At 67.9% G+C, this 19,200-nt stretch carries 17 protein-coding genes; 14 read left to right on the forward strand and 3 right to left on the reverse strand.

What is annotated here, in order from left to right:
* Window positions 1-39: 39 nt before the first annotated feature.
* Window positions 40-942 carry a DUF3800 domain-containing protein gene (locus HDA34_RS08625; protein WP_044658521.1) on the reverse strand — a complete coding sequence of 301 codons (903 nt, stop codon included), beginning with the start codon at window positions 940-942 and terminating at the stop codon, window positions 40-42.
* Between the two features lie 61 nt (window positions 943-1,003).
* Here HDA34_RS08625 and HDA34_RS08630 point away from each other — a divergent pair, with 61 nt between their 5' ends.
* The 12 genes from HDA34_RS08630 to HDA34_RS08690 all read left to right on the forward strand — a co-directional run bounded on the left by HDA34_RS08630 (window position 1,004) and on the right by HDA34_RS08690 (window position 17,119).
* Window positions 1,004-2,347: an IS256-like element ISMlu11 family transposase gene (locus HDA34_RS08630; RefSeq protein ID WP_012750929.1), complete on the forward strand. Its 1,344-nt coding sequence runs from the start codon at window positions 1,004-1,006 to the stop codon at window positions 2,345-2,347.
* Window positions 2,348-2,621: 274 nt separating this feature from the next.
* A complete protein-coding gene (locus tag HDA34_RS08635) occupies window positions 2,622-4,622 on the forward strand; it encodes a type I restriction-modification system subunit M (protein ID WP_134377215.1) in 2,001 nt (666 codons plus the stop codon).
* Window positions 4,619-5,755, forward strand: a complete 1,137-nt coding sequence (locus HDA34_RS12135) for a restriction endonuclease subunit S (protein WP_081339239.1) — start codon at window positions 4,619-4,621, stop codon at window positions 5,753-5,755. Before HDA34_RS08635 ends, HDA34_RS12135 begins: the two co-directional genes overlap by 4 nt.
* A gap of 6 nt (window positions 5,756-5,761) precedes the next feature.
* Entirely contained in the window at window positions 5,762-9,025 is a 3,264-nt protein-coding gene (locus HDA34_RS08650; protein WP_233437078.1) for a type I restriction endonuclease subunit R, read from the forward strand.
* Complete coding sequence (locus HDA34_RS08655; protein ID WP_134377216.1) at window positions 9,022-9,630, forward strand: DUF8453 domain-containing protein; 609 nt, start codon at window positions 9,022-9,024, stop codon at window positions 9,628-9,630. Before HDA34_RS08650 ends, HDA34_RS08655 begins: the two co-directional genes overlap by 4 nt.
* Window positions 9,631-9,746: 116 nt before the next feature.
* Window positions 9,747-10,673 carry a restriction endonuclease gene (locus HDA34_RS08660; RefSeq protein WP_134377217.1) on the forward strand — a complete coding sequence of 309 codons (927 nt, stop codon included), beginning with the start codon at window positions 9,747-9,749 and terminating at the stop codon, window positions 10,671-10,673.
* A 189-nt stretch (window positions 10,674-10,862) separates the two neighbouring features.
* Entirely contained in the window at window positions 10,863-13,403 is a 2,541-nt protein-coding gene (locus HDA34_RS08665) for a GmrSD restriction endonuclease domain-containing protein (RefSeq protein ID WP_134377218.1), read from the forward strand.
* 75 nt (window positions 13,404-13,478) lie between these two features.
* Window positions 13,479-13,688, forward strand: a complete 210-nt coding sequence (locus HDA34_RS08670; protein ID WP_134377219.1) for a hypothetical protein — start codon at window positions 13,479-13,481, stop codon at window positions 13,686-13,688.
* A complete protein-coding gene (locus HDA34_RS08675) occupies window positions 13,685-14,245 on the forward strand; it encodes a hypothetical protein (RefSeq protein WP_134377220.1) in 561 nt (186 codons plus the stop codon). The genes HDA34_RS08670 and HDA34_RS08675 overlap by 4 nt, the downstream gene beginning before the upstream one ends.
* A gap of 187 nt (window positions 14,246-14,432) precedes the next feature.
* On the forward strand, window positions 14,433-15,629 hold the full coding sequence (locus HDA34_RS08680; protein ID WP_134377221.1) for a homing endonuclease associated repeat-containing protein: 1,197 nt from the start codon (window positions 14,433-14,435) through the stop codon (window positions 15,627-15,629).
* Window positions 15,630-15,678: 49 nt separating this feature from the next.
* Window positions 15,679-16,419 carry a 4a-hydroxytetrahydrobiopterin dehydratase gene (locus tag HDA34_RS11880; protein ID WP_081339235.1) on the forward strand — a complete coding sequence of 247 codons (741 nt, stop codon included), beginning with the start codon at window positions 15,679-15,681 and terminating at the stop codon, window positions 16,417-16,419.
* A gap of 10 nt (window positions 16,420-16,429) precedes the next feature.
* Window positions 16,430-17,119, forward strand: coding sequence for a DUF2238 domain-containing protein (locus HDA34_RS08690; RefSeq protein WP_134377222.1), 690 nt, complete (start codon window positions 16,430-16,432; stop codon window positions 17,117-17,119).
* Window positions 17,120-17,177: 58 nt separating this feature from the next.
* Here HDA34_RS08690 and HDA34_RS08695 read toward each other — a convergent pair whose 3' ends face one another.
* Window positions 17,178-17,978, reverse strand: a complete 801-nt coding sequence (locus HDA34_RS08695) for an enoyl-CoA hydratase/isomerase family protein (RefSeq protein ID WP_134377223.1) — start codon at window positions 17,976-17,978, stop codon at window positions 17,178-17,180.
* A gap of 21 nt (window positions 17,979-17,999) precedes the next feature.
* Between HDA34_RS08695 and HDA34_RS12045 the strand changes: the two genes are divergently transcribed.
* Window positions 18,000-18,128, forward strand: coding sequence for a hypothetical protein (locus HDA34_RS12045; RefSeq protein WP_255351296.1), 129 nt, complete (start codon window positions 18,000-18,002; stop codon window positions 18,126-18,128).
* Window positions 18,129-18,137: 9 nt separating this feature from the next.
* On the opposite strand, the gene HDA34_RS08700 is transcribed toward HDA34_RS12045, so the two are convergent.
* Window positions 18,138-18,680, reverse strand: a complete 543-nt coding sequence (locus HDA34_RS08700) for a MarR family winged helix-turn-helix transcriptional regulator (RefSeq protein WP_002857975.1) — start codon at window positions 18,678-18,680, stop codon at window positions 18,138-18,140.
* Between the two features lie 132 nt (window positions 18,681-18,812).
* On the opposite strand from HDA34_RS08700, the gene HDA34_RS08705 reads away from it, so the two are divergent.
* Window positions 18,813-19,199 carry a hypothetical protein gene (locus tag HDA34_RS08705; protein WP_134377224.1) on the forward strand — a complete coding sequence of 129 codons (387 nt, stop codon included), beginning with the start codon at window positions 18,813-18,815 and terminating at the stop codon, window positions 19,197-19,199.
* Window position 19,200 lies beyond the last annotated feature (1 nt).

The following is a 19,200-nucleotide window of genomic DNA, read 5'->3' on the forward strand; positions in this document are numbered from 1 at the left end:
TGCAGGGCGGGGGGTTCTCTCCATCAGTGACCCCGGGTCTTAGCGTCCCGAGCGCCAGATCTTCGCCATCTTCTCCGCCGCCGCGGGGTCCACCGAGGCCCCCAGAAGCTGTCCATGCGGGGTCGGGGCAAGTCGCCGTTCGCGGTGGAACAGCTCAGAGTGGTTGATGTCCTGCACGCCGCGGTTCCACAGGTGCAGTTTGGATTCGTAGGTGAAGCTGCCCCTCATGGATGCCAGCCGCTGGGGGTCGGTGACCCAGGCGTACTTGGACGAGTCGTTGAGCTGGTGATCGACAGCGCGTGTGACGGCGGCGGCGACCCAGTCGGCGAACTGCACGTTGGAGCTCAGCGAACTGTCCACGTGCATGGGCGGTTCCACGATGCACCGCATCTCCGGAAAGTCGCCGGCTCGGCTGAAGATGTGGGCATACATCGATGCAACGCGTTCGACTCGCGTCTTCTCATTGATTTGATCGATGATCACCATGAGGTTATGTCCGTGATGGTGGGCATGGCGGGCCAGACGGTTCAGAGTCTCTCGCATGGCGTCGGCTTCGCGTTTCTCGACGTCGAGGCCGATCTGCTTGGGCGTCCCACGCTGCTTCTCGTCGGCGTAGTAGAACAGCTTGCCGCCGTGGTCGACGACGACGGACCGCACGAGCGCATCGAACACGCGGAGCTGCTGCGGAAAGCGCGCGGGGGTATCCGGCCGGAACAGATTGGCCCCCTTGAACTCCCACCGTCCGGGGTGTTTCGCTCGGTCGATCTCCGAGGCGAACAGCTGACGCTTCAGTGCGGTGAACTTCGCTCCAAAGCCTCGTGCGGCAGACTCCGGCATGACGAATCCGGCATAACCGAAGGCTGGGCTTGTCCGGAAGCGAGGATGGTCCGGGCCGACGTAGGCGCCCGGCTCGCCGATCTCGTCGATGTACGCCAGCAGCATCTGAGGGCGTGTCAGATGGTCTGTGTAAGCCGTACCGAGAGGAACGGTAAGAATCATGACCATGATCGACGAGAAGAACCCAGGCGAGCCCTCGGGCCAGGACCTGGTCGAGCAGCTGAAAGCCTCAGGGCAGCTTGATGCCCTGTTCGCGCAGATCGACGCGGGCGGCGTCGAGCTCACCGGTGACGGCGGGTTCGTGCCCGCGCTGGTCAAGGCCGCGCTCGAGCGGGGCCTGCAGGCCGAGCTGACCAGCCATCTGGGCTACGAGAAGGGCTCGAGCGAGGCGCCGAAGCACGCCAACTCCCGCAACGGGACCACCCCGAAGACCGTGGAGTCCGAGGTCGGGCCGATCGAGCTGGACGTCCCGCGAGACCGGGGCGGGTCGTTCACCCCGCGCCTGGTGCCCAAGGGCCAGCGGCGCCTCGGGGGCCTGGATGACATGATCATCAGCCTCTATGCCGGCGGAATGACGATCCGGGACATCCAGCACCACCTGGCCTCCACGATCGGCACGGACCTGTCGCACGAGACGATCTCCAACATCACCGACGCCGTGAGCGAAGAGGTCCTGGCGTGGCAGTCGCGGCCGCTGGAGGAGTTCTATCCGGTGATCTATCTCGACGCAATCCGGATCAAGATCCGAGAGAACAGCCAGGTCCTCAACCGTGCCGCCTACATCGCCGTCGGCGTGGACCTCGAGGGCATCAAGCACGTGCTGGGGATCTGGGTCCAGGACACCGAGGGCTCGGCGTTCTGGGCCCACGTCTGCGCCGATCTCGCCAACCGGGGCGTGCAGGACGTGCTGATCGTGTGCTGCGACGGGCTCAAGGGCCTGCCGGAGGCGATCGAGGCGACGTGGCCGGACTCGATGGTCCAGACCTGCGTGGTTCACCTGATCCGGGCCGCGATGCGGTTCGTGGCCTACCAGGACCGCAAGAAGGTCGCCGCCGCGCTGAAGCCGATCTACACTGCCCCCAACGAAGAGACCGCGAGGAAGGCGCTGGCCGAGTTCGAGGCCTCCGAGCTCGGCACGAAGTACCCGTCTGCAGCCGCGACCTGGGCGAACTCCTGGGAGCGGTTCATCCCGTTCCTGCAGTTCCCACCCATGCTCCGCAAGGTCATCTACACGACCAACAGCATCGAGTCGCTGAACTTCCAGCTACGGAAGGTGACCAAGAACCGCGGCCACTTCCCCTCGACCGAGGCGGCGGTGAAGCTGCTCTGGCTGGCGATCTGCAACATCGAAGACAAACGCGCCGCCGAACGCGCTCGGGACCGGGGCAAACCCGCCGGCCAGCGCAAAGCCCAGGGCCGGCTCGTCGAAGGCCAGGCCGTCACGAACTGGAAGCAGGCCCTCGCCCAGCTCGCCGCGGCCTACCCCGACCGGATCAACCCCTACCTGTGACCACCCCGCTTACACAGACAAGTTGACACGCCCGCATCTGACCATTGTGCAGGGCACAGCGGACACTGCAGACAAGCGCAGAGGCCCACGCAAGCGCGGGCCTCTCGAATTGGTGCTCGGGGCACTGTCTCAGCCCTAGCTACCACACGCGAGCGTACTCGCGCGCGCAGAGTATAGGCAAGTGTGGTTGTGTATGAACCGTCGCCCTGTCGGGTCGCTGCGGGGTCGGAATAGGTCCCGTCCAGCGGCCCGCCCCCACCATTCGAAGGACCCCATGACCACCCCCGCCACGCGCGGCGCTGCCTCGGCGCCCCACCGCTCTCCCCAGAACCTCTCGAACTTCGTGTGGGGGATCGCGGACCAGCTCCGGGGCGTGTTCAAGCCGAACCAGTACGGCACGCTCGTCCTTCCGCTCACCATCCTGCGCCGCATGGAGGCGGTCATGGCCCCGCACCGGGAGTTCTTCGCGGAGCTCGCCGCGAAAGACCATCCGGACTTCGTCCTCGACAACCTGGTGGAGTCCCGCACGGGCCTGACGTTCTACAACCTCAGCCCCTTCACCCTGGACCGCATCCTGCAGGAGCCGGACCTGCTCCGCACGAACCTGCTGGCCTACGTGGACGGGTTCTCCCAGAACGTGGCGGACCTGTTCACCTATTACGAGTTCGACAAGACGGTCGCCAAGCTGGACGAGCACGACCGCCTCTTCCTGGTCCTGCAGCAGTTCGCCTCCATCGACCTCTCCCCGGACACCGTGTCCAACGCGGAGATGGGCACCCTCTTCGAGGACCTGATCCGCCGCTTCGCCGCCGCCTCCAACGAGACCGCCGGTGAGCACTTCACCCCGCGCGACGCGGTGAAGCTCCTCGTGGACCTGCTCACCGCCAACGACGACGACGTCCTCACCGGCTACCCGGTCCGCACCGTCTATGACCCCACGGCCGGCACCGGCGGCATGCTCTCCCTGCTGGACGAGCGCCTGCGCCGCATGAACCCGAACGCGGAGGTCCGCCTGTTCGGGCAGGAGCTCAACGACCAGTCCTACGCCATCTGCAAGTCCGAGCTGCTCGGCAAGGGCCAGGACGCGGACGGCATCGCCCGCGGGGACACCCTCAAGAACGACGCCCACCTGACCGAGCGCTTCGACTACGTCCTCTCCAACCCGCCCTACGGCGGCGACTGGAAGGCCTCCCGCACCGCAGTGGAGAAGGAGATCGCCGCCGGCGGCGCCACGAACCGCTTCCCCGGCGGCACCCCCGCCATCAGCGACGGCCAGATGCTGTTCCTCCAGCTCGTCGCCTCGAAGCTCCGCCCGGTCTCGGAGGGTGGCGGCCGGGCCGGCATCGTCCTGAACGGCTCCCCGCTGTTCACGGGCGGGGCAGGCTCAGGCCCGTCCGAGATCCGCCGCTGGCTGCTGGAGTCGGACCTGGTGGACGCGATCGTCGCCCTGCCCACGGACATGTTCTACAACACCGGCATCGCCACCTATGTGTGGGTGCTGGACAACAACAAGCCGGCAGACCGCCGCGGCAAGGTGCAGCTGATCGACGCCCGCACGTTCTTCACCAAGCTGCGCCGCAACGTGGGCTCGAAGAACAAGGAGCTGTCCAAGGAGGACCGCCAGCGCGTGCTGGACATCTACCGGGACTTCGACGCCCAGTCCGAGGACAACGCCGAGTTCTCCAAGGTCCTCACCGCGCAGGACTTCGGCTACCGGGAGATCACCGTGGAGCGCCCGCTGCAGCTGCGCTTCGAGGTGGAGGACGCCACCATCGCGGCGGCGCTCGCCACCAAGCCGGCGGACAAGCTTCCCGACGACGGCCGATCGGCTCTCGAGGCCGCCCTCGCCTCCCTACGTGGCCGGGTCTGGGACCACCAGCCCACCTTCGCGATCGACCTGAAGAAGGCGATGAAGGAGCACGGCGTGACTGCCGGCGCCCCGCTGGTGAAGGCACTGACCGGGGCGATCGGCGTGCACGACCCCGAGGCGGAGGTCGTGACGAACAAGAAGGGCGAGCCGGAGCCGGACACCTCGCTGCGCGATACCGAACTGGTGCCCTTCGGCCGGGACATTCACGACTACTTCGAGGCCGAGGTGGCCCCGCACGTGCCCGGCGCCTGGATCGACGAGTCCAAGACGAAGATCGGCTACGAGATCCCCTTCACCCGGCTCTTCTACACGTACGTGCCGCCACGCCCGCTCGAGGAGATCGACGCGGAGCTCAAGCAGCTCACCGCCGAGATCATCGAGCTATTGCAGGAGGTCGAGCGGTGACCTCAACGACAGCGCTTCAGCATCTCGTCAGGTTTGGGAACGGTTCGGACTGCAAGTCGATCGAAGCTCCAGAGGGGCCCTACCCGGTGTACGGGTCGGGTGGAGAATTTGCGCGCGCGACGGAGTATCTGCATGAGGGCGAGTCGGTCCTGTTCGGCCGCAAGGGCACCGTAGACCGGCCGCTCTACGTCAACGGCAGGTTCTGGACAGTCGACACGATGTACTACACCGTTCCCGGTCCCCAAGTGGAGCCGAAGTTTCTCTATTACTGGGCAACCACGATCCCCTTCGACCTCTACTCGACAAATACGGCTCTGCCCAGCATGACGAGCGGAATGCTTGGTCGACTGCAGTTCCCATTGTTAGAGCGTAAGAACCAACGACGCATCGCGGACTACCTCGACCGCGAGACCGCCACGATCGACGCCCTGATCGAAAAACAGCAACGCCTCCGTTCGGTTCTCAAGGAACGTCGCCAAGAAGTAGTCCGTGCGCACTTGGCGGACGTCGGTCCACAGGTCCAACTGCGCCACCTTGTGGTCCGTGAACGCCCAATGACTTACGGCATTCTGCAGGCTGGCGAGCATGACGATGGTGGTGTGCCATACATCGGTCCCGCGGACATCTCGCGTGTCGGAGGGACGCCTGCACTGCAAGATCTGCGTCGTACGACGGTCGAAATCGCAGCGCAGTATCGGCGTTCGACTCTGCGCCCGGGTGACCTCGTGGCATCGATCGGTCCGGCCTATGGGCACGTGATGGAAGTCAGTGAGGAACTGGACGGTGCCAATCTGACGCAGGACACCGTGCGGCTTGCCCTAGACCCTGATCGGGCGAACAGGCGCTATCTGATGTGGGTATTGCAGGGGGCCGCATCACGAGATTTCTGGGACTTCGAGATCACAGGCGCCACGTTCCGCCGCTTGAACCTCGGCACTCTTGCCAGGACACCGGTGCCGCTCCCGTCATTGAACGAGCAACGAGAAATCGCCGACCACCTCGACCGCGCGACCGCGAAGATCGACGCACTCATCGCCAAGGCCGAACGCTTCATCGAGCTCGCCCAGGAGCGCCGGGCCGCGCTGATCACCGCCGCCGTCACCGGCCAGATCGAGATCCCCACGGAGGACTGACCGCACATGGCCATCCACAACGAGAGCGAGCTCGAGACCTTCATCTGCGAGTACCTGGAGCAGCACGGGTGGCTCTACTCGGCCAACGATGACGGCTACGACCGCAAGAACGCGGTCTTTCCGGAGGACGTCCACGCCTGGCTGGCCGAGAACCAGCCGGAGGACTACGGGCGCATCGTGAAGGCGGATGCCCCAGCCCCGGCGCAGCAGGCGCAGCGGGACCAGATCACCACCCGCTTGATCGACGTGCTGAACAAGCCGCAGGACACCGGTGTCGGCGGCACCCTCAACGTGCTCCGCAAGGGCTTCAAGGTCGGCACCTCCGCCACATTGCGCATGGCCGAGCCGCGGCCAGCCACGAACCTGAACCCGGCCGCCGTCGCCTCCTACGAGCGCATGCGCCTCCGCGTGATGCGTCAGGTGCACTTCAACCCGGCCACCAATCAGTCCGTGGACCTGGTGCTGTTCGTCAACGGCCTGCCCGTGGCGACGATCGAGCTGAAGACCGACTCCACCCAGTCCATCGGCCACGCGAAGAAGCAGTACCGCGAGCGCAACCCGAAGGCCACGCCGCTGTTCGGGTTCGGCACCCGCGCCGTGGTCCACTTCGCCGTCTCCAACCGCGAGGTCTGGATGACCACCAAGCTGGCCGGGAAGGACACCTTCTTCCTGCCGTTCAACCAAGGCGACGACGGCCACGCCGGCAACCCGCTCAACCCGAACGGCGGTTCCTCCACGGCCTACCTGTGGGAGCGGATTCTCCAGCGGGACACCTGGCTCGAGATCCTCCAGAAGTTCGTCTTCCTCAAGAAGGAGACCGTGGAGGACGAGCACGGCCGCTCGCACCGGAAGTCCACGCTGATCTTCCCGCGCTTCCACCAGTGGGAGGCCGTCACCACGATGCTCGCCGCCGTCCGCGAGGAGGGCGCCGGCAAGTCCTACCTGATCGAGCACTCCGCGGGCTCCGGCAAGACCAACACCATCGCCTGGACCGCCCACCGCCTGCTCTCCACCTACGGGGCGGACGAGCAGCGGGTGTTCGACTCGGTCATCGTGGTCACGGACCGCACCGTGCTGGACGACCAGCTTCAGGAAGCCGTCCGACAGATCGAACGGACCTCCGGCACCGTGGTGGCCGTGGACCGAAAGAATCTTGGGGGAGAGGCCATCAGCAAGTCCGCCCTGGTGAAGCAGACCCTGCTGCAGGGCAATCGGATCATCGTGGTGACGTTGCAGACCTTCCCCGCCGTGCTTGAGCTCCTCAAAGGCGACTCGACGCTCGCCGGCCGCACCTACGCAGTGATCGCGGACGAGGCGCACTCCTCCCAGACCGGCTCCGCCGCAGCCAAGCTCAAGCGCGTGCTCACCCCGGACGAGCAGACCGACCTCGACGACGGCGGAGAGGCGGACACCGAGTCCATCCTCGCCGCCGAGGTCGCCGCCACCGGACGGCCGGAGAACATCAGCTTCTTCGCCTTCACCGCCACGCCGAAGGACAAGACCCTGCAGATGTTCGGCCGCCCCTCCGGCGAGTACGACGAGAAGGGTCAGGAGATCCCGGCATCCTTCCACCGGTACACCATGCAGCAGGCCATCGAGGAGGAGTTCATCCTCGACGTGCTGAAGAACTTCACCAACTACGACACCGCCTTCAAGCTGGCCCTGGCCGGACAGCAGGGCGAGTTCCGTCCGGACGGCGACCGGGCCGCCGTCGGGAAGCCGACCACCGAAGTGGACCAGACCGAGGCGAGCAAGAAGCTCATGCGGTGGGTCAAGCTGCACCCGACGAACATCGCGCAGAAGGTCAAGATCATCGTGGAGCACTTCCGGGCCAACGTGGCCGGGCTGCTCGACGGGCAGGCCAAGGCCATGGTGGTCACTGACTCCCGCGCCGCCGCCGTCCGGTACAAGCGCCAGATGGACCAGTACATCCAGGACATGGGGTACACGGACGTGGGCACCCTGGTGGCCTTCTCCGGCGAGATCACCGACGACGACCTCGGGCTCGAGAAGGTCACCGAACGGTCCATGAACCCGTCCGTGACCGGCGACCTGGCGAGGGCGTTCGACGGGGACGGCTACCAGGTGATGATCGTGGCCAACAAGTACCAGACCGGCTTCGACCAGCCGAAGCTCTGCGCCCTGTACGTGGACAAGAAGCTCTCCGGCGTGCTGGCCGTGCAGACGCTGTCCCGGCTGAACCGCGCGGCGCCCGGCAAGGACACCACCTACGTGCTGGACTTCGTGAATTCCGAAGATGACATCCAGGCCGCCTTCGAGCCGTACTACGCCGGCGCGAAGCTGGAGACGGTGACGGATCCGAACCTGATCCATGACCTCGGGACGAAGCTCGACGCCGCGGGCGTGTACGACTGGGACGAGGTCGACGCGTTCGCCGAGGTGTGGGTGGCGTGGAAGCCGGGGAGCGGGCAGGAGGGCTTGCAGGCCGCGCTGGAGCCCGTGGCGTACCGGTTCCGCAAGGAGCTGGCGCATGCGCGGATGAACCAGGACGAGTCGCGCGTGACTGAGCTCGTGCTGGTGCGCAAGGACATGCGGTCCTTCGTCAGCCTCTACGACTTCCTCTCCCAGATCTACGAGTTCGGGGACACCGAGCACTACAAGCGGGCGCTGTTCCTGCGGCACCTGGTGCAGCTCGTGGGCGATCAGCCCGGCGGTGAGGAACTGATCGACCTGAGCGATGTGCAGCTGGTGAGCATCCGGCAGAAGAAGACGTCCTCGGGGGACATCGGGCTGACCGGTGGGGCCGCACTGAAGGGGACCACCGCTGTGGGAGGCGGGCAGGTGCGTGAGAAGCAGCGCGGGCCGTTGGAGGAAGTGATCGAGAAGATCAACGAGATCTTCGCCGGCGAAGGCGTGGATGCGTCCCCGTCCCAGCAGGAGGCGTGGGTCAGTGCCCTCGTGGCGCCGCTCATGGAGGACGAGAAGCTGCTGGGCCAGGCCGGAGCGAACTCGCTGGAGCAGTTCCTCGCGAGCCCGAACCTGGAACGGTCTGCGATGGGCGCCGTGTACGCAAACGAGGACGCCTTCGCGAAGATGACGGACATCGTGGGCAGGGGCGGGGACCCGTCGAAGATGATCGTCGCCGCGATCGGGGAGTACCTGTACTGGAAGGTGCGGGGCGAAGGGACTGGGCCGGTGGACTATGCCGAGGGGGTCGGTGTCGAGGTGGAGAGCGGGTCAAGGGCTGTTGGCAGCAACGCGAGCCCATGGGCGAAGTCACGTGAGCGTTGGACGAGCGGCCAGAGATGAGCACCTATGAGGTGATGCTAGTGGTCGCATCGATGGGGTCGGCCGCGGGCGCGATCGCGGCCGCCGTCATCACGTTCTTCTCGGCGCGGAGTTCTGTCCAGCAGGTTCGCCTCCAAAGTGAGCAGTACGAGGCGTCCATGCAACCGTACGTGTGGGCGGATATTCGCCCTCGCGATGAAGATGGGCAGCTGTTGGAGCTGGTGGTGGGCAATTCAGGACCCACTGTGGCAACTAACATCCGCGTGCACTTCGACAGCGAATTACCCCATGCGGAACGGCACCGGAGCAAGGTCACGTCCGCTCTCAACCGGTTTAATGAGGGACATGCTTCCCTGGCACCCGGGAGGCAGGTCGGTTGGGCGCTGGGGACTGGGCCGGAACTCCTGAAGGACCCCGCCGTCACAAGACGGGTGACCGTGCGCGTCAACGCGGATGGCCCCCATGGCTCTGTACCGACGCTGGTCTATCCCATCGACCTCAACGATTGGCGCGAGTCCGTGGTGCATGCCAGCGGCTCGCTCTACCGGGTAGAGAAGCAATTGAGGTCTCAGGGGGCAGCGATCACTAGGGCACTGAAGACTCTCGCAGGAAGCGATGATCCCTAGGGGAAGAAGGCATATTCATGAATATCCCCTTGTTGCCTGTGATTGAGAGGCGTGGGGTATGTCGCGGAATCGTGTTAGCACCGGAGTGATGCCCTGGTTATGGCAGGATCACAGGCATGAACACCGTTCCCATCTGGCCTCGCTTCGTCCGCCCTGCCCTTGAGGTGCTCGCAGAGCACGAGAGCATGAAGCGCCGCGACGTGATCGAGGCGGCAGCCGACCGGCTTGAGCTCAGCGAAGAAGCCAGGGCAGAGACGGTCGAGTCCGGAGAAGTGCGGTACCGCGGACGCGGCGGCTGGGCACTGACGCACTCCTCCAAGGCCGGACTGATCGAGCGGCCCGCGCGGGGTATCTACGTGCTGACGGAGGCTGGGCGGGCCTGGCTGAAGGATTATCCGGAAGGCTTCAACGACTTCGCCGGCGCCAGCGCATTCTTCGATCCGTTCTGGTCCAAGGGCACCGCCAAGAAGCCTGTCCAGACCTATGCCCATACTGAAGCGCAGCCCGCTGTTGAATCCGACCCGATCGTGGACCCTGAAGAACAGGCTCAGGACGCCGTCACCAGCCTCAACGAGACCGTCCGTGTGGAACTGCTCGAGCGGCTGCAGAACTCCACGCCGACCTTCTTCGAGGAAGCCGTGGTCCAGTTGCTCATGGCCATGGGTTACGGCGGGACCCAGGGAAAGGCGGCCGTGACCGGCAAGTCCCACGACGGCGGCATCGATGGGGTCATCGACGGCGATGCCCTCGGCCTCGACCGTGTCTACGTTCAGGCAAAGCGCTACGCCGATGCGAACACCGTCGGCCGGGAGCCGATCCAGGCGTTCGTCGGAGCGCTGCACCTGCATGGTGCGACGAAGGGCGTCTTCATCACCACGAGTTCCTTCAGCAAGCACGCCCAGTCATACGCGGACGCCGTGCCCAACAGGATCGTGCTGATCGACGGTGTGAAGCTCACGCAACTCATGCTCAAGTACCGGGTCGGCGCGCAGGTGAAGAAGACCCTTCACGTACTGCAGATCGACGAGGACTTCTTCGAGTGACGCGTGTTCAGCGGCGTCGTTGGTAGAGCCAGAGACCGTGGGCGAACTGCGTCAGATCGGGGGCTCCGTGCAGGTCGGGCGCAACTTGTCCGTGGGCCGCGACCACAAGGTCATGTGCCTTCCCGGCAGGGCAAGCGGCCCCGACACCTCGGGGCGATCTGCCTTCAGAGCCCCCGTTAAGCTCGTCACATGGTCGCCGCGCGTGAAGTCACCCTTCAGGAACTCCTCGGGGGCTCCTACCAGTACACGGTCCCGCTCTATCAGCGGACGTACTCCTGGGGCCGCCCGCAGTGGCAGCGACTGTGGGAGGACGTCGTGGACGTCGCCGACCACCGGCGGCACAACCCTTCGGCGACTCACTTCATCGGCTCCCTCGTTCTCGCCGGCTTCCGGGACAACGGGCCCGGCGGCGTCCAGCGGTGGCTCGTGGTGGACGGGCAGCAGCGGCTGACGACGCTGACGCTCCTCCTCGCCGCTGTCCGCGACCACCGGGCTGAGCACGAAGGCCCCATGCACGCCGATCGGGTCAACGAGAAGTACCTGGTCAACAAGTGGGAGGACGGCGACCTCCGCTACAAGGTCCTGCCCACCCAAGCCGACCGTGGCGCCTACCGCGGACGGATCGAGCACGCCCCGGACGCTGCCGAAGGCTCCAGGATCAGCGAAGCCCACCAGTTCTTCCTGACGAAGCTGCTCGGGTTGAGTCAACCGTCTGCTGACGGTGAAGAGGAGCCGCTGACCTTGGCGGAGGTCGAGTCCGCCGTCGTCGCCGGCCTGTCGATCGTGTCCGTGACCACCGGGGAGAACGACAACGCCCACCGCATCTTCGAGTCGCTGAACAACACCGGCCTCAAGCTCACCCAGGGCGACCTGCTCAGGAACTACCTGTTCATGCAGCTGCCCACTCGGGCAGAGGAGGTCTACACCACCCTGTGGCTCCCGTTGCAGAACCTGCTCTCCGATGAGGAACTGGAGACGCTGTTCTGGCTTGACCTGGTGCAACAGGATCCCAAGGTCCGCCAGACGGAGATCTACGCGGGGCAGCAGCGTCGCATGCGTGACCTGCAGGACGAGTCGCAGGTCAGGGCGGAAGTCGAGCGGTTCCTGGCGTTGGGGCGTCTCTACGACGTCATGCTCCGTCCGGAGAAGGAGAGGGACGCCGCAGTGCGGTTCCGCTTGGCACGCCTGCGCGCCTGGCGCACGACGACGACGTTCCCGATCACACTGCACCTGATGGAGCGCCGGTCGTTGGGGGACATCGATTCGGACGAACTGGCCCGTGCGCTCCTCTACCTCGAGTCGTACCTGGTCCGACGTCTCGTCTTCGGCCGCTACTCCGACGGTCTCAACACCACCTTGCTCGCGGCCACGGCCGACATTCAGGGCCAGGACGATCCGGCGGATGCCCTGCAACGCTTCCTCTCCAGCGGACGGAAGCACTTCGCCTCCGACGACCAGGTCCGCCAGGCCGTGATGACGGCACCCTTCTACACGACGGGCCGAGCGGCCCACCGAAAGCTGATCCTCCGGTGGATCGAGGAGTCCTACGGCAGCAAGGAGCCGGTGGGCCTCGACAGCGCGACCATCGAGCACGTCATGCCGCAGACCCTCACGGAGGAGTGGGAGCGCGCTCTGGCCGACCAGCTCGAGGCGCACCAGGACCTTCGAGAGGTGCACACCGAACTCCTCCACACCTTGGGCAACCTCACCCTCACCGGGTACAACAGCGAGCTGAGCAACGGGCCCTTTGCGGTCAAGCGTGCGGAGCTGGCCAAGAGCGGCATCCGCATGAACCAGGAGATCTCCGCTGAGCCGGTATGGGGTCCCGCGCAGATCCGTGCTCGCGCCGAGCGGCTGGCGGACCGGATCGTCGGTATCTGGCCGGGGCCCTCAGCAGAGGCCGCCTCCGGGGTCGCTCACACGGCCTGGCAGACGCTGTCGGATGCCGTCGAGGCCATTCCCGCCGGGTTCTGGACCTCCTATGGCGAACTGGCACGGCTGATCGGAAGCCATCCGGTCCCCGTGGGGACCTACCTCGCACGGACTGCCCTGCCGCACGCTCATCGTGTGCTGCAAGCAGGAGGCACCGTCTCTCCGTCCTTCCGGTGGGCCGACGTCCACCGGACGGACGATCCGCACGACGTCCTCGCGGCCGAAGGCGTGCGCTTCTCCGAGGATGGACGTGCCGACGGCGGCCAGCGTCTGTTGGCGGAGCAGCTCGCCGAGCTCATCGACGTCGATGTCGACCTGACCGATCCCCGGTCGCTCGCGGCCCCGGGCAACGACTCTGCGCTCCGGGACCGCTGGGTCGACCGACTGCACGACCACAACGATCCCGAATCGGCCCGCGCACTGATCGAGGTCCAACGAGGCTGGGTCGAGCGCGGTGGCCGGGCGGAATTCGCGGACAATGCCGCCGGCGGTTGTTTCTTGGTCGTCCCGCGCACGTCAGCACGCGCCATCTGGCCGGTGATCCTGTACCCGACGTACGGCGTCGAGGTCGTCTTCTATCACCTGGCGAAGTGGCCTCCCTTCACGGACGAGGCGCTTCTCGACGAATTCCGGGGACGTCTGAATCTCATCCCCGGGCTGGAATTCGGTCCTGAGTCTCTCCGCCGGCGCCCGAGCATCAAGCCGCAGACCCTTCAGCCGCCCGCGGCGCAGGAGGCGTTCCTCGACGCGCTGGAGTGGTTCCTGCACACCGCCCAGGAGGACGACAGAATTGCCTGACAGCCCGGCCAGGGGCAGGTCCTGACGAGGCGCTGACCCCCTCACCCCGTCCACCTCACCCAGTACGCTCGCCCCATGAAGATCGGTCTCCGCAAGCCCAGCCTGAAGAAGTCCATCAAGGCCCGCACCACGGGCCGCGCCAAGCGCGCGATCAAGCGCAAGGTCATCCCCGGCTACGGCCGCAAGGGGATGGGCTGGCTGCGCGATCCGAAGCGCGCCGCCCGCAACGCGGTCTACAAGCGCACCACGTTCGGTCTCGGCGATGTCCTGCGGATGTTCCGATGAGCGCGCCCGGCAGCATCACCGCCGACGGCGCTCGCGGTCTCGCCACACACCGCGCCCCCGGCGCCGTCGAGCTCGTCGAGCCGCCCCGCGAAGCTGTGGAGTGGATGGCCTCATCCGCCCCCGCGACCGACCTCTGGTGGACCGCCACCGTCTGTGGCGAGGAGGACCCGGGCTGGCACCGGCTGGAGAGCGCCGCCCAGATCGCGGACCTGGTGCACGCCCTCACCGACCCGCGGGACAAGCTGATCCTCGAGGACGAGCCGCCCACCCGGTACGCGCAGATCATGCTGCTGGGCGACGGGCTCTTCATGGTGGAGATCGCCAAGCGGTTCGAGGGGCTCGGGGCCTACAACTGGCGGATCGGCCGGGGCCGGGCTGCGGACGAGGCCGCCAACGACCCCCAGGACCTCGTCCAGCCCCTGCAGGAGCTCACCGCCGCCGAGACCGTCGAGGTCCTCGTCAGCTGGGCACAGGGCCACGGCCTCCCGCTGCCCTACGGGGCGGCCCTGCGAACCTACGGCACCCCGCCGGACCCGGGGCTCGGGTTCGACTCGTGACGCTCTAGGGGCGCGAATGTTCCCGGGCGCGGTGCAGTGCCGACCGTATGGTGTGATAAGCGTCATGCAATTCCGATGATGAAGGAGCACAGTGGAGTTCGAGGTCCCTTCCGTGTCACCCGGCTCGGAGTCTCTTAACGCCCCGTTCACCTCGAAGCGACGCCGTGAGCTCGCTGCGCTGGCCAGCATGACCATCCTGCCGTCGACCCCGCGCGCTGTGAGGATGGCCCGGGAGTACTTCGAGGGCAGCACACTGGCCGAGATCGGGGAGCGGTTCGGCCGCACCCGGGAACGGGTCCGGCAGCTCATCCGTGATGAAGCGGGGTACTCGACCAAGGAATTGAAGGCGTACCGCGAACTCCTCGCTGACGAGGAGTTCCGCATGAAGCGGGCGGCCGCCGTGTCCTGGTCGGAGCGACACGTGGGCGTGCCGCTCTTTGTGGCATCGCAGGATCTGAGTCTGTCCCAGCAGGAGCTGCGGCGGTTGCTGGGCAAGCGCGTCAAGTTCCATCTGGGAGACGCCAAGCCGCGCAAGACGTCCTCGGCTACCCCGGACGAGGTTCTGCTCTCTGCTCTCCGCGAGTTCTACGAGGAGACGGGAGAGACGGCGGCGCAGTCGTTCACCCAGTGGTCCCGGAGCCACGGAGTGCCCACTCACCAGACAGTGGCCAACCGGTTTGGTGGATGGAACGCCGCTCTCGAACGCGCGGGCATCGCGGTCACGGACCGGCGTCGGAGTCGATCCAAGTACTCCGACGCAGAGTTGGTCGAAGCACTGGTGGACGCGTGGTCCTCAGCGACGCCGCCCCGCACCTACCTCGAACTCTCGGACTGGCTCTCCGCGCGCCCGGGCATGCCGTCGGCGGCCCTGATCCGCAATCGTCTCGGCGTGGGGTTCGAAGAGATGCGAGCGCGCGCCCTGCGCGTCGTGGCCGGTCAGTCGATGGGCTTCCCGGGGCGGAAGCGGACCCGGGTCGACTGGAAGGGCAAGCTCGATCCGGGGGACGACCCGCTGACCCTGGTGCGCCGGGCGATCGAGGACCGAGGGCCGCGCCTGACCGTCGCCGCCTACAACAGCTGGGCGGCGGAACACGGAGTCCCCGCCACGCCGACGGTCCTGCGCCGCGCTGGCACCAATTGGGTCCAGCTCGTGGAGGCGGCCGGCGGTACCCCCAACCCGCCGAAGCCCGCCAACCCCTTCACTACCGAGGAACTCCGGGTGTGGATGGAGCGGTTCATGACAGAGTCGGCCACCCACAGCCAGTCCGCTCACGAGGAGTGGCGCCAGGCCCACGGTGGCCCTTCGGCTCAGACGATCACCACCCGTCTTGGCCCGTGGCGAGAGGTCCTCGAAAATCTCGGCGGGGGCCAACGAGAGGGCTGAACCGGCGGTGAGCGCCCCGTGAAGTTTGTCCCCCGGGCATCATGGCCCCATGACGTCCGCTCTCAACCGCCTCGAGCATCTCGCCGCCCTCCCACCTCACACCGCGATCGACCCAGCCGAGCTTGCTGTGGCCCTCACGGGGGTGCCAGAGCTCGGGGGTTGGCGCGTCACGCCGTCGCCCACACCCGCCGGCACCACCCCACCCGAGCTCACCATCACCTACGCCACCGACGACTTCGCCACGGCCCTGGCCCTGGCGAACCGGATCGGGGAGGCAGCCGAGGCCGCCGACCACCACCCGGACCTGACCGTCTCCTACGGCCGGCTCACCGTGGGCATGCACAGCCACGACGTCCGCGCCCTCACCTCCCGCGACGTCCGCCTGGCCCGCACCGTCGCCCGCCTCGCCAGCGAGGTCCTCGCCCCCCACGCCCTCGCCGCGTACGGCACCCTGGCGCCCGGCCGCTCGAACGCGCACGTCATGGACGGTGTGCGCGGCACCTGGATCCCCGGCACCCTCCGCGGCACGCTCCACGCCAGCGGCATCGGTGCGGCCACCGGCTACCCAGGCGTCGTCCTCGCGGGCACCGCGCCCGCGCACGCGACCACCGACGTCCCCGCCCAGGTGCTCGTCTCCGCCGACCTCCCGGACCACTGGGACCGCCTCGACGCCTTCGAGGGCGCCGGCTACCGGCGGGTGCCCGGCGTCGTCGCCCTGGAGGACGACGACGCCGTCCGCCCCGCCTTCGTCTATGAGCTGGTGCCCGATGCCGTCCCGCCGTCCGCCTGAGCCCCCCGCCATGACACCGCACCTCGACACCCACCCCGACGCCCGCCCCGACCCCGGCTCCCGCCAGCGGGCCCTCGTCCGGCGCTCGCCCCTGATCCTCGCGGCCGTCGTCCTCCTGGCTGGAGCCGCCGTCCTCGCCGCCCAGGGACACCGCGAGGCGGCCGGCCTCAGCCTGCAGATCGTCACGGTGGTCCCCGTGCCGATCGCCCTCGAACGCGCCCACCGGGTCCGCCTGCCCACCGCGCTGCATGCGATGTACGCGGCCCTGCTGCTCGTCGCACCGTGGGTGGGTGCCGCGCTCGGCGGCTACGACGCCTGGCCGTGGTGGGATGCCCTCGTGCACTTCTACTCCGGCGTGCCGATCGCGCTCGGGTGCGTCTTCCTGCTGGGCGTCGCGGCCGCGCGCCGTGGGCTGGTCCTGCCGCCCGGGCTCGAGGCGCTCCTCGTGATGGCGCTGCACTCGCTCGTGGCCCTGGCGTGGGAGATCGCCGAGTTCACCGCCGACCAGGCGCTCGGCGCGCAGACGCAGAAGGGCAACACGGACACCATGACGGACATGATCGTCGGCACGCTCGGGGCCCTGATCGTGGCGTTCGCCCTGTACGCGCACCGCACCCGCGGCCGCTTCGCCTGGCTCTCGCGCTTCACCGGGGCTCGGACGGACCTCGCCGGGGGGCCGGCGCAGCCGCCGCCGGCCTGAGCCCGCGGCGGCGTCGCCTCAGTGGGCGACGCCGCCGGCCCGCGCCGCCGCCCACCTCTCACCGGCCCGCGAACGCCTCCACCCGCCGCACGGCCTCCAGGTGCTCGGACGCCGCCGCGATCGACGCCGCCTCCTGCCGCACGTGTGCACGCAGCGCCTCGACGTCGGCCCCGCGCGCCAGCGCCTTCGTCGGCTCATAGGTGTGCGCCGGACCGGCCACCAGCTCGTCCTCGAGCTCCGCCAGACGCGCCGCGAACGCGTCCCCGGCCACCGCCTCGGTCGCCAGGCCCCACTCCACGGCCTCGGTCCCGTTCAGGCGCCGCCCGCCGAGCAGCAGCTGCGTCGCGCGCACCGGCCCCAGCACCCGCGGCAGCCAGTAGGACACGCCCGTGTCCGGTGTCATCCCGAGCGCGGAGAACGCCGTCACCAGCTGCGCGTCCTCGCGCACCAGCACGACGTCGCCGCCCAGCATGAGCCCGAGCCCCGCCCCGGCGGCCGTCCCGTTGACGCCGGCCAGCACCAGCAGGCGAGAGCCCGTCAGCGCCACCGCGACCTCGCCCGCCGCCTCGCCGAGCTCCTGGATCATCGCGCGCCGCTCCGGCCCGGCAGGCGCGGCGGCCATGGCCTGGACGTCCCCGCCGCCGCAGAAGATCCGCCCGGCGCCGGTCAGCGTGAGCACGTGCACGGACTCGTCCGCCTCGGCCGCGGCGATCGCCGCGAGCACCTCGCGCGCCATCGTCAGTCCGAGCGCGTTGCCCTTCGCGGGCCGGTTCAGCGTCAGCCGCACGACGCCGGGCCGCGCCTCGACGAGGACGGCCGGGGCGTCGTCGGAGGAAGAAGGGGTGGGTGCGGTGCTCATGTCAGCTCCTGGGGTTGGCGGGTGCGGTGCACGGGTGCCGGCCGCGAGGACGGCCGGCCGGGCATGGGGTGGGTGCGCGATCCGAAGCGCGCCGCCTACAACGCGGTCTACAAGCGCACCACGTTCAGCGTCTGGGACCTGTTCCGCTGAGTCTGTTCCTCACGCGGGCTGGTCCGCCTCGTCCTCGTCATGCTCCTCCACGCTGCGGATCAGGGCCCGCAGGAACGCGGCCGCGCCGGCGAGCTCGGCCGGGGTGAGGCCCTCCACCGCGGCGAGCATACTGCGGTGCATGGCGCCCAGGGTGGCGCGGACCTCGTGGTCCGTCTTGGCCGTCGGCTCCACCACCACGGATCGGCGGTCCTGTGGGTGGGGCGCCCGTCGGGCGTAGCCGTCTCGGACCAGTCGGTCCACCAGGGCGCTGGCGGAGGCCGGGGTGATCTCCAGGGCGCTGGCCAGATCCCGCTGACGGACCTTGTGGCCGCGTCGGTCGGCCCGCAGCAGGTAACGCAGGGCTGACAGGTGGGTCTCTCCCATCCCCATGCTGTCCCGGGTGCGGGCGCGCATGCGCCGTTCGGCCTCCCGGTAGCGTCGCAGCAGGTTGAGCACGTCCACAGGTTCGATCTCGCGGGCGCCGCGGGTGTACCAGTAGCCCGACGTCGGTTCGCCATCCGTGCTGGTCAGCGTGGTGTGCTCCTCACCCATGCGCTCTTGAACCTCCCTGTTCACGTCACCCCGAAAATTTGGTTAGTCTTCCTAACGCATAGTTAGACTAACATTTTCCAGGTCACGGCGATCTCTGTGAGGGGGCGCCCGGGCCGCGGCGAGAGGAATGTCATGACAGCAACGCTGGAGGCCCCCCAGGCCATGGGGCGGACCCTGTCCGCCGTCCCGCCCGTCCTCGAGTCCCCGGCGCCGCAGCCCGCCGCCTTCCGTCAGCGCTGCGCCCTCCTGGCCATGAGTGCCGCGCGGGCCGTCACCGTGTTCCCCGAGGTCGCTGAGGCCAGGTTCGCCATCACCGGCACCCCCTCCGCCCCCGCGCTGGAGGTGGACTGCATCCTGCGGGACGGAGAGGACACCGCGGCGGTCATCGAGACCATCACGGTGCACCTCGTCGAGGACCTCGAGGAGCTGCTCGGCGCACGGTTCCACGAACGTCGGCTGGAGCTGGTCGTGGACCGCAGCCTGCCCCGGATGGGCGTGGGGGTCGTCTCCGCGCCCTGAG

It is taken from the genome of Micrococcus luteus, assembly GCF_014138885.1.
GTDB classification, from domain to species: domain Bacteria; phylum Actinomycetota; class Actinomycetes; order Actinomycetales; family Micrococcaceae; genus Micrococcus; species Micrococcus luteus.

Coding starts and splice junctions, on each gene's coding strand:
- HDA34_RS08625 (WP_044658521.1), bottom strand. CDS start 942: ATGCTGCTGGCGTACATCGACGAGATCGGCGAGCCGGGCGCCTACGTC.
- HDA34_RS08630 (WP_012750929.1), top strand. CDS start 1,004: ATGATCGACGAGAAGAACCCAGGCGAGCCCTCGGGCCAGGACCTGGTC.
- HDA34_RS08635 (WP_134377215.1), top strand. CDS start 2,622: ATGACCACCCCCGCCACGCGCGGCGCTGCCTCGGCGCCCCACCGCTCT.
- HDA34_RS08650 (WP_233437078.1), top strand. CDS start 5,762: ATGGCCATCCACAACGAGAGCGAGCTCGAGACCTTCATCTGCGAGTAC.
- HDA34_RS08655 (WP_134377216.1), top strand. CDS start 9,022: ATGAGCACCTATGAGGTGATGCTAGTGGTCGCATCGATGGGGTCGGCC.
- HDA34_RS08660 (WP_134377217.1), top strand. CDS start 9,747: ATGAACACCGTTCCCATCTGGCCTCGCTTCGTCCGCCCTGCCCTTGAG.
- HDA34_RS08665 (WP_134377218.1), top strand. CDS start 10,863: ATGGTCGCCGCGCGTGAAGTCACCCTTCAGGAACTCCTCGGGGGCTCC.
- HDA34_RS08670 (WP_134377219.1), top strand. CDS start 13,479: ATGAAGATCGGTCTCCGCAAGCCCAGCCTGAAGAAGTCCATCAAGGCC.
- HDA34_RS08675 (WP_134377220.1), top strand. CDS start 13,685: ATGAGCGCGCCCGGCAGCATCACCGCCGACGGCGCTCGCGGTCTCGCC.
- HDA34_RS08680 (WP_134377221.1), top strand. CDS start 14,433: ATGACCATCCTGCCGTCGACCCCGCGCGCTGTGAGGATGGCCCGGGAG.
- HDA34_RS11880 (WP_081339235.1), top strand. CDS start 15,679: ATGACGTCCGCTCTCAACCGCCTCGAGCATCTCGCCGCCCTCCCACCT.
- HDA34_RS08690 (WP_134377222.1), top strand. CDS start 16,430: ATGACACCGCACCTCGACACCCACCCCGACGCCCGCCCCGACCCCGGC.
- HDA34_RS08695 (WP_134377223.1), bottom strand. CDS start 17,978: ATGAGCACCGCACCCACCCCTTCTTCCTCCGACGACGCCCCGGCCGTC.
- HDA34_RS08700 (WP_002857975.1), bottom strand. CDS start 18,680: ATGGGTGAGGAGCACACCACGCTGACCAGCACGGATGGCGAACCGACG.
- HDA34_RS08705 (WP_134377224.1), top strand. CDS start 18,813: ATGACAGCAACGCTGGAGGCCCCCCAGGCCATGGGGCGGACCCTGTCC.